Source organism: Vibrio sp. 10N.222.46.A1 (assembly GCF_041473595.1).
Taxonomy (GTDB): Bacteria; Pseudomonadota; Gammaproteobacteria; order Enterobacterales; family Vibrionaceae; genus Vibrio; species Vibrio tasmaniensis_A.
On the sequence record NZ_JBFRSN010001205.1, the window covers coordinates 1 to 1,668 of the forward strand.

Genomic DNA, 1,668 nt, shown 5'->3' on the forward strand with positions numbered 1-1,668 from the left:
TCGAATTCATGCAGTGGCATCACTTGTAAACCACCAATACCCGGAAGCCATTCCGTTTCTAGCGTATTAATGCGAACTTGAGTTAAGTCTCTCGCATCAAACTGGTTGAGCTTCACCAAGATCGTGCAGCCATTTTTGCTTGATGGAGAATGCGCACTGCCCGGGGGATTACGGATATAAGTACCGGCAGGGAAATCTCCAGTTTCATCAGAGAAAACACCGTCTAACACGAAGATTTCTTCGCCTTGCGGATGCGGGTGCTCAGAAAACGAAGATTCAGGATCGTACTTCACAACACTGGTTGTGTGGCCCGACTCTTTCTCTTCTCTTTCTAGCGGCTTACGCCATACCCCTTTGGCAGGGCTCGCGATCCAATCTAATGTCTCGGTTTCTATAACCAGTCTCTTTGAAAAGTCCATGTTGAACATAATGGCGACCTTACTCTTGTTATCGTTTTAATTATTATTGTTGTCTTTCTCGTTTCTATTCTACGCGAATACTCATCAAGGAGGCCATCTCGCTGCTATTTTCCTACGCGACAGCCTCCTGAAAAGAAGCCTGATTAATTGCGGCCAGCGATCACACCGCCATCAACATCCCAGATTGCACCCGTGACCCAATCAGCACTGTCTGACAGTAAGAAAGAGATGCTATTGGCGATGTCTTTCGGCAGACCTACTCGACCAATTGGGTGGAATGCGTTGAAACCTTCTAGCGCTTGATCCACTTCTTCAGGTTTGATGAAAGATTCGTAAATCGGTGTTTTAACCACAGCCGGGGAAACCGCATTCACGCGAATGTTATGCTCAGCCAGTTCCATTGCCATGTGTTGTGTTAATGCGTGCAGGCCTGCTTTAGCCATTGAATAGGCAGAAGATGGCGTCGCTTTGATTGCTTGCTTACCCCACATAGAACCAACGTTAACCACACTGCCGCCGCCATTCTTGATCATCAACTTGCTTATCGCTTGAGTAATGAAGAAGGTTGCTTTATTAAGCTGCATGTATTGCTCGTAATCAGATTCTTGGTGCTCGATAAACGCTTTAGGGTTGAAGTAACCTGCAGCATTAACAAGGTAACCAATACCTTCTTCGAGCGACTCTAAATGCGCAATAAGGCGAGACACACTCGCATCATCATAAAGGTTAGCTTGCCAACCAGAAGCGTGGCCTAGTGATTGAAGTTCTGACACCGCTTTATCTAACTTAGTTGGGTTATTGCCGACAACCAGTACATGGATGTTTTGAGCGACTAACTGCTTCGCTGTTTCAAAGCCCATACCACTTGTGCCACCGATTACGACTGCAATACCTTTTTTAGTGAAGTTCATTTTGTTATCTCCTAAGTCATGTGAACGTGGTAATCTTAGGCTTTGAACTAACACTATGAATAGTAAGTACAAATCGGTTAGGTAGGTACTTATTGGTACATCTTTATGAAAAATCAGGAAAACTTTTTTTCAAGAAAATCAGCACCAGAGCGCTCAGCTCGCATGGTAGAAACCATCTACGGCTGTAAATGGTCGCTAACGGTTTACCAATTACTGGCAAATGGCATTAATCGCCCTGGTGAAATGGTGCGCTCGGTCGAAGGGTTATCGACCAAGGTATTGAATGAATGCTTGAAGCGAAATGTGGAGTTTGGGATTTTGGATAAGCAGATGTTCAA

General features: G+C 45.0%; 3 protein-coding genes. 1 reads left to right on the plus strand and 2 read right to left on the minus strand.

The window, feature by feature from the left end; genetic code table 11:
• The coding region (locus AB4496_RS25210) for a cupin domain-containing protein (RefSeq protein ID WP_372132562.1) at positions 1 to 428 on the minus strand (428 nt) is incomplete at its 3' end.
• A gap of 134 nt (positions 429 to 562) precedes the next feature.
• Positions 563 to 1,330 (minus strand): SDR family NAD(P)-dependent oxidoreductase, encoded by a 768-nt coding sequence (locus AB4496_RS25215; RefSeq protein WP_102258235.1) that lies wholly within the window; start codon positions 1,328 to 1,330, stop codon positions 563 to 565.
• Positions 1,331 to 1,435: 105 nt separating this feature from the next.
• Between AB4496_RS25215 and AB4496_RS25220 the strand changes: the two genes are divergently transcribed.
• Positions 1,436 to 1,668 (plus strand): winged helix-turn-helix transcriptional regulator (locus AB4496_RS25220; protein WP_372132565.1); only part of this gene is annotated, 233 nt, incomplete at its 3' end.